The organism is Ginsengibacter sp. (genome assembly GCF_057362405.1).
The window spans coordinates 1-7,362 of the sequence record NZ_JBMQQG010000086.1 but is presented as its reverse complement, the minus strand read 5'-3'; the positions used below and the strand labels follow the sequence as shown (position 1 = coordinate 7,362).

At 39.0% G+C, this 7,362-nt stretch carries 7 protein-coding genes; 5 read left to right on the top strand and 2 right to left on the bottom strand.

Annotated elements, in window-relative coordinates; all coding sequences use genetic code 11:
• A partial coding sequence (locus tag ACO1O5_RS07625) for a hypothetical protein (protein WP_486269244.1) occupies positions 1–355 on the bottom strand: 355 nt, incomplete at its 3' end.
• 271 nt (positions 356–626) lie between these two features.
• Between ACO1O5_RS07625 and ACO1O5_RS07620 the strand changes: the two genes are divergently transcribed.
• Positions 627–1,163, top strand: coding sequence for a hypothetical protein (locus ACO1O5_RS07620; protein ID WP_486269243.1), 537 nt, complete (start codon positions 627–629; stop codon positions 1,161–1,163).
• A gap of 492 nt (positions 1,164–1,655) precedes the next feature.
• Complete coding sequence (locus ACO1O5_RS07615) at positions 1,656–4,097, top strand: outer membrane beta-barrel family protein (RefSeq protein WP_486269242.1); 2,442 nt, start codon at positions 1,656–1,658, stop codon at positions 4,095–4,097.
• A gap of 28 nt (positions 4,098–4,125) precedes the next feature.
• Here ACO1O5_RS07615 and ACO1O5_RS07610 read toward each other — a convergent pair whose 3' ends face one another.
• A complete protein-coding gene (locus ACO1O5_RS07610; RefSeq protein WP_486269241.1) occupies positions 4,126–5,163 on the bottom strand; it encodes a carbohydrate-binding family 9-like protein in 1,038 nt (345 codons plus the stop codon).
• A gap of 85 nt (positions 5,164–5,248) precedes the next feature.
• On the opposite strand from ACO1O5_RS07610, the gene ACO1O5_RS07605 reads away from it, so the two are divergent.
• From ACO1O5_RS07605 to ACO1O5_RS07595, 3 genes are all read left to right on the top strand, one after another.
• Complete coding sequence (locus tag ACO1O5_RS07605; RefSeq protein ID WP_486269240.1) at positions 5,249–5,434, top strand: hypothetical protein; 186 nt, start codon at positions 5,249–5,251, stop codon at positions 5,432–5,434.
• Between the two features lie 195 nt (positions 5,435–5,629).
• Positions 5,630–6,349 (top strand): hypothetical protein, encoded by a 720-nt coding sequence (locus ACO1O5_RS07600; RefSeq protein WP_486269239.1) that lies wholly within the window; start codon positions 5,630–5,632, stop codon positions 6,347–6,349.
• A gap of 693 nt (positions 6,350–7,042) precedes the next feature.
• Positions 7,043–7,362, top strand: a 320-nt coding sequence (locus tag ACO1O5_RS07595; RefSeq protein ID WP_486269238.1) for a protease-associated domain-containing protein, incomplete at its 3' end; no start/stop codon positions are given.

Here is a 7,362-nt window from a genome sequence, read left to right as displayed (position 1 = left end):
GTCCCCGATTCAGATCATTTATCATTAAAGTGCGGCGATACCACCACGGTGCTTTAAATAAACTATCAGGGATTTTTTCAAGATTGCGGTTAAAAAAAATATTCTTAAAAACGCCATCATCCACGAGGGTTCCTAAAGTACTGTTCGGAACTTTTGCCGCATACCAGTTTAAAGGTTTGAAGTTCAAAGTAGAAATATTTTCTCCGCCTGCATATACTTTATCGGAAGATTGTATTTGCCAGTGATCCTGCAGTTCATCATTCTTCACATTCCATGAATTGCTTTGAGAGAATACCGACCACGGCAGTATCAGCAAAAATATAAGTCCTAAAAATTTACAACCTGTTTTGTACATCAGAAAAATTATTTCGAAATAAAAAAAAGAAACACTTCCAATTTATTACCCATGCAATTGATAAACTGAAAAATTAAAAAATTGCAACCGTTAGAGAATTATAAAATTAAATAGAAAATTCCGGTTTGAATTTAGCCGGTTGATCCGGAGGTTTCGGTTCGTGGTATACGAACCGATGAGCCAGAATGAAAATGCAATTCATTTGATACCCCAAATTGAGTATTGATTCCAAATTTATGCCATCGGATATTTGAAGTTAAATTTATAAAAAATGAAAAAAATATTATCAATCTTAACTGTCTTGTTCTTACTCTGCACAACAACCATTCATGCACAGGATGAAAAGACAATTACCGGGAAAAAATTTAAAATCGGCCTTGGTTTGGAAGCCGCCTTACCGGTCGGAACTTTTGGCCAGGCCTATTCTGTTGGCGGCGGTTTAACGTTGCGGTTTTTGTATAAAATAACACCTCAATTTGGTGCCACCTTTACTACCGGCGCTATTGCGTTTGCACCTAAAAATCTAAATAACTTAAATGGTAATTCTAAGGCTACTCTAAATATCCCTTTTAAGTTAGGCGGCAGGTATAAGTTCACCAATAAATTTTATGGAATTATGGAGTTGGGCAGTACGCACAGCATCGTTTATTATAAAGACGTCAACAATAATCTTGCTCACGTTTCAGGAAACTCATTTACTTATGCTCCTGGCATCGGCGTGTTGCTGGGCGGTTTTGATGCAAGTCTTCGGTATGAAGGATATAAAAATGCGGGCTTCCTTGGATTAAGACTGGGCTTTTTCTTTTGATTCTATACGCCACATATTTCCAGACTTTCTTCTCATTCGAAATATTATAAAAAAATAAAGCGACAAAGGTATGGCTAAAATTGGCCATCCCTTTGTCATATACACAAATGTTACTGCTACTATTATTATGAGTTTTCCCGGGGGCCAAATCTGCCGAATTAAATTTAGATGTCAGGAGGCACGATGCCGACACGTGACGGGCAAATTTGAGCCATGCCTTTCCTTTCATACAAATTTCGTTTAGCCGTTGGGGTTGGACAGTGTTTTGGCAACTTAAGCGCTGAGCATTATAGAGTCTGTCGTGACAATAAGATTTTATTATTGGGCTGTCGGCCGCCCGCCGACAGCAGTATTGAGGCTGACTAACTGTTGACCGCTCATCCATCTTCCGCCAATAAAATATTATTTTGAAATTTAAAATTTTATTTTTGCTGCTCTTAATCCAAGCCTGTAAATTCCCACCTGCAGCTTTTTCCGAATAAAAATATGTTTATGAGAGTTGTGTTTATTATCTGTTTTTGCATAATTAATATTTATGCAAGTGCACAAAAAATAAGTGGTGACGTAAAAGATGAGTCCGGCAACCTTGTGCCCGCTTCTACTGCTTTTTTGTATAAGGTTGCAGATAGTTCCCTCATCAAAATGAGCGTTGGAAACAGTGAAGGCATTTATGAATTCGTTTCCGTAAACCCCGGTAAATATTTCTTAAAGATTTCAAGTGTGGGATTTCAAAATAACTATTCAGATTTTTTGGAATACGATGGAAATGATATTAGGGTTCCAACAATTATTTTAATAAAAAATGTAGCCCGTCTCAACAATATAGTAATAGCGGTTAAAAAACCGGTGATAGAAGTGAAGGCGGATAAGATAATTGTGAATGTTGAGAATAACATCAACGCAAACGGCCTTGATGGTATGGAGCTTTTAAGGCAATCGCCGGGCGTGTTGGTAGACCAGGATGATAATATATCCCTTGCGGGAAAAAGCGGTGTACAGATTTATATTGATGGCAAACCTTCTCCCTTAACGGCGAAGGATCTCAGCAGTTATTTGCGAAGCCTTCGCTCCAGTTCTATTGAATCTATAGAGATCATTAATAATCCTTCCGCTAAATATGAAGCGGCAGGCACCGGTGGCATCATCAACATCAAATTAAAAAAGAACAAGACTTACGGAACCAATGGCAATATCAATTACGATTTTACACAGGGAGTGTGGGGCAAACATAATGCAGGCATTTCACTAAATAACCGTAATAGAAATTTTAATTTTTTTTCCAACTATAATTTTAACCAGGGCGTAGACGAATTTGACTTGCAGGTATATCGTACTATACTCGACAGCACGTTCAATGCATGGAGCCCTTCCACCGACCACAATACTTCTCATAATATAAAAGCAGGTGTTGATTATACCATCAATAAAAAGAGCATACTGGGGATATTATTAAATGGCAATTTTTCAACAGATAGCAGTAAAGGGGATAACACAACTTATATTTCTTACGCTCCCACAAAAATGGCTGATCGCACTTTATTGTCCAACAACAGGTCTAAGTCCTCAAGGGATAATATTGGAATAAATTTAAATTACCGTTATGCAGATACATCGGGCCACGAACTGGGGATGGATGCAGATTACGGTTATTTCGGGCTGCGCAGCAATCAATATCAGCCTAATATCTTTTATGACCCAACCCTGCAAAACCTGTTGTACCAGAATAACTATTTAATGAACACGCCATCTGATATCAATCTTTACAGCTTCAAAGCAGATTATGAAGAAAATTTTAAGAATGGGCGTTTAGGCTTTGGTGGTAAGATCGCTTTCATTAACAGTGATAATGTATTTAATTTTTATAACCAGGATGCCGGCAGTCATTTTATTTACGATTCGTCTGCAAGCAATCATTTTATTTATAAAGAAAATATTAATGCGCTTTATGTAAATTATAATAAAAGTTATAAAAATGTGAGTGCGCAATTTGGAATACGTATGGAAAATACCAATACCAAGGGGCATTCAACGGGCTTTGTGAAAGACGGGGCAGGCTTTAAAGATTACGATGCAGCCTTTGTTCGCAGGCTGGTTGATTTCTTCCCCAGTGGCGCTGTAACCTTTACAAAAAATCCAAAAAGCCAATGGACGTTATCTTACAGCCGGCGCATCAACCGGCCATCTTACCAGCAATTGAATCCTTTTGAAGAGCGAAGTAGCCAGTATGGCGGATTTAAAGGGAACCCAAACCTGCGTCCCGAATATGCCAATTCGTTTAGCCTCATTAATGTATTTCACAACACGCTTGTTACAAACCTTAGCTTCACGCACACCAAAGACGTGATGGTTAATATATCAGATACTTTAAACGGCACCGAAAGTTTTTACGCACCAAAAAATCTCGCCAGGCAGGATAACGTAAGCCTGAGTGTCAATTACTCTTTTTCGAAAGCATGGTATTCCCTCATCGTTAGCGTTACCGGCTATTACGAACACAACCTCGCTGATTTTGGCGTCGGAAGAAAAGTGGACCTGGGCATATTTGCAGGCACCGGGTACATTGAGAATACGTTCACTATCGGTAAAGGGTGGACGACAAGTTTAAGCAGTTGGTATAATTCGCCCTCCATATTTCGCGGCACCATGAAAACCCGTTATCTTCTTGGAATTAATGGCGGCGCTCAAAAGGTTATCCTGAAGGGTAAGGGTAACCTGCGTTTAAATGTAAATGATATTTTTAAAACCATTAACTGGTATGGTACCAGTAATTTTGCGGGGCAAAACCTATGGGCCACTGCATTTTGGGATCCACGCAATGTTGTCATCGGTTTCAGTTATAAGTTTGGCAGTAACCAGGTAAAAGCAGCACGTGAACATCGGTCTGGGCTAGACGAAGAAAGCAAAAGAGCTGCTGCCAATTCAAACAATAACTAACGGGCAATATTAATCGATTTTTAGGTATTTATTCTACCAATAATAACCCGCTTTGATCAATAGAAAGTATTTTATCCGATCCGGTTGTCTTCAACATGAACTGATCGCCATCTGATTGAAGTGACAACTTATTGACAGCAACATACTCCGGGAGTTTCAGTTGAGAAAAATCATTTGTAAACTGGTGCGCAGTTTCATAATAACGTCTCTCTGTCTCATACACCGCCATTAACTGCATCCTGGTGTTCCAGTTTGTATCAGTTAAAAAAGCATCTTCATTGGTACCAACTTTTTGCGACGAGAATTGCAAATAACCCCAATACTCCGGCCGGTGCATATTGATTGCCCATTGCGGCGACCACACCCAATTATGTTCAGGCTCATGTAATTTGACATACGAATTGTTTTCAACTTTTACATTCCATTGAACCCGGCTAAAGTTGATTCTCCATTGAGTTCCTGCGGCAAGATGTTTTTTACCTCTTTCCAAATCAAGTAGTGATGACAGGGGAATCTTTATTTCAATGTTCCATGCGGTATCAACGTCCGAAGGATTATTTATAGTTCCCTCATAAGAGATGGCATATTGAATACCCTTACATTCCCATCCAAAAATCGGGAACCCACCGTCCCTGTAAGGCTTTTCCAGAAAAATATCCATCAAGGTTCCCAAAGCATTAAACTCCATCTCTCCATAATTATGATTATTTCCATCCGGGTTAATAAAAATTTCAAAATCATTATCATGAAAAACAATACTATCATGCTGGATAAGCGTTGCCCAGATATTTTTTGTTTCGATGTGTGCACCGATGTATAAACTGCTGTCGTCCCATAACATCTTTACATGTGTTTGTTCTGCTGGTTTCGGTTTAACAGGACCTTCAATATCCTGGAAAGAATCACTCCACTGCGCCGACTTCCAGCCAGGCTCATTTAATTTTCCATCTATGGTGATATCGTCCGATATCTTGTAACAAACATAATGAGGAGGCGCAGCAGCAACCTGGCAGTAAGCATTTTCATTTAAACAGAAGAACAGGATTATCGTAAAAACTTTATTCATCGAACTATCTTTTTTTGGTACAAAATACTACAACTAAAAACATGTGTGGCCAATTATATTTTTACTTTTATTCTTTTCAGTTAACATGCTGGTACAATTACTAATGAATTCACCTGATCGCTTTAATTGGCTTAAGGAAAATAATGTTGCGGCAGGGACACAAAAAACTATGTCTAACGGTAACGAACAGTTGAAGGAATTGCACTTCCTGGCACTTAGAACTTATTTACTCACTCTCCAGGGAATGCTTATGATAGATTTTGCTGATTAGAGTATCCGCTTGTCAATCTGAAAAACGCAGCAGAAAAGATTTTCCCAACCTTCGGACAGTTTTAATACAGTTTCGTCCTTCACTGGTTAGATTCAAGATTTCAAAAAATTAACTTGCTGCTTCCAAACCTGTTGCAAGCTCAAAGTCTCTTCTACCCTATTTAATTATTATTTCACAAACAAAAAAATTAAAAACATGAAAAAATTGATTTTTCTTTTATTGGCTTTACCATTGATTGGACTTGGCCAGAAGCAGACAGTTGTTAGTACCAGCCGCTATTTTCCAAAGGCAGACAAAGTACTGGAATTTGAAAAAGGGCTTACTGCCCATATTGCGAAATACCATAGTGGTGACTGGAAATGGCGGGTGTATGAAATACAAACAGGCGAAGATGCAGGCGGATACATGGTGGTAGAAGGGCCAAAATCCTGGGATGAATTTGATAAGCGGGGTAATCTTGGCGATGAGCACACGAAGGACTGGAACAAAAATGTGGCCCCCTATATGACAGATAAATATTCTTCGGTATTTTCTGAATATATGGAAGACCTGAGCACGGTGCCATTAGCCAGTTTTACTGATAAAATTTCTATCACACATGTGTTTCCTAAACCCGGTTTATCATCTATGGTTGAGGGAGTGATAAAAAAACTAAAAAAGGCATGGGAATCAGGTATGCAAACTATTGCCGTGTACAAGTCAGTTGTCTCCGGCCCATTTCAATATACGCTGGTCGCCCGGTATAAGGAAGGATTAAAAGAATTAGAGGAAGGATACCGCAAGCCTTTTAAAGAAAGGTATGAAGCCGCAAATGGCGAAGGCACGGCGGAAGACTATCTATCAAAAATTACTGAATCTACAGATCATGTATGGGCTGAGCTCCTGTATTACAGGCCCGATCTAAGTGCTAAATAGGAATAAATATTGTGGGTGATTTTAAACCTTCCTCTTTGTGGGAAGGTTTTTAATTTCGTGTCGTCCCGATCGTTAGTCTGACGCCAATCAAACTAAGTGCTGCCTGTATAACATGTATCATTGGATCATTTTACTTCCGGCAAAAGTCTCGTTGATGGTTCCTTTGTTCGCTTGCCTTAGTGGGGTTGTTATACATTAGGTGGAAAGAACATTGAAAGAAATGGGCTTTCACCCGATATCTATATAAAAATTACTTTCGAAGACCGTTTAAATAATAAAGATCCGCAAATTGAAAAGCGGTGGAAGAAATAATGAAGCAATTAAAGTGATGGGCGACGTACCAGCACGAGTTTATTGCGTAGATCTATATCGTTTAAAAATTTGCCAGCGATGTATTAAGTATGGTAGTTGTATTTTTGATCGAAATACAAACCCATCGTTATAATGTTGAAGAAGACTTTTTTATGTTGCATAATTTTCCTCCTATTCTACCAGGATTTCATTTCGGCGCAGTCATTAATTTCACAAGAAGCGATTCGCGATCGGATAGCTTTTTTAGCGAGTGATCAAATGAAAGGGCGCTTTCCCGGAACACCGGAAAGTTGGGAATGCGCAAAGTTTATCCGCACGAATTTTAAAACGGCTGGTCTCCAGCCCTTGGTAAAAAATTATTTCCAATACTTTCAACCGATTGTGAAAATAGATACAGGGGCAAACAATACTTTTCAGTTTGAAGAATTCAATGGCAGGTTAATCAATGATTATATCCCATTGAGTTTTACCGCAATGAAAACAAGCCTCACCAGTAGGGTAGTTTTTTGCGGGTACGGTTTGCAATTCCACTCTGATTCACTCGCGATAGATGATTATAAAAATTGTAATGTTACCGGCAAATGGGTAATGATATTACGCGGGCTGCCGAAACAGTTTAGCAAATACGCGGCGCTTAAAGATTCTGCGACGGACTATTCTAAAGCCAGGATTGCTATAAGAAATGGCGCTGCGGGAATACT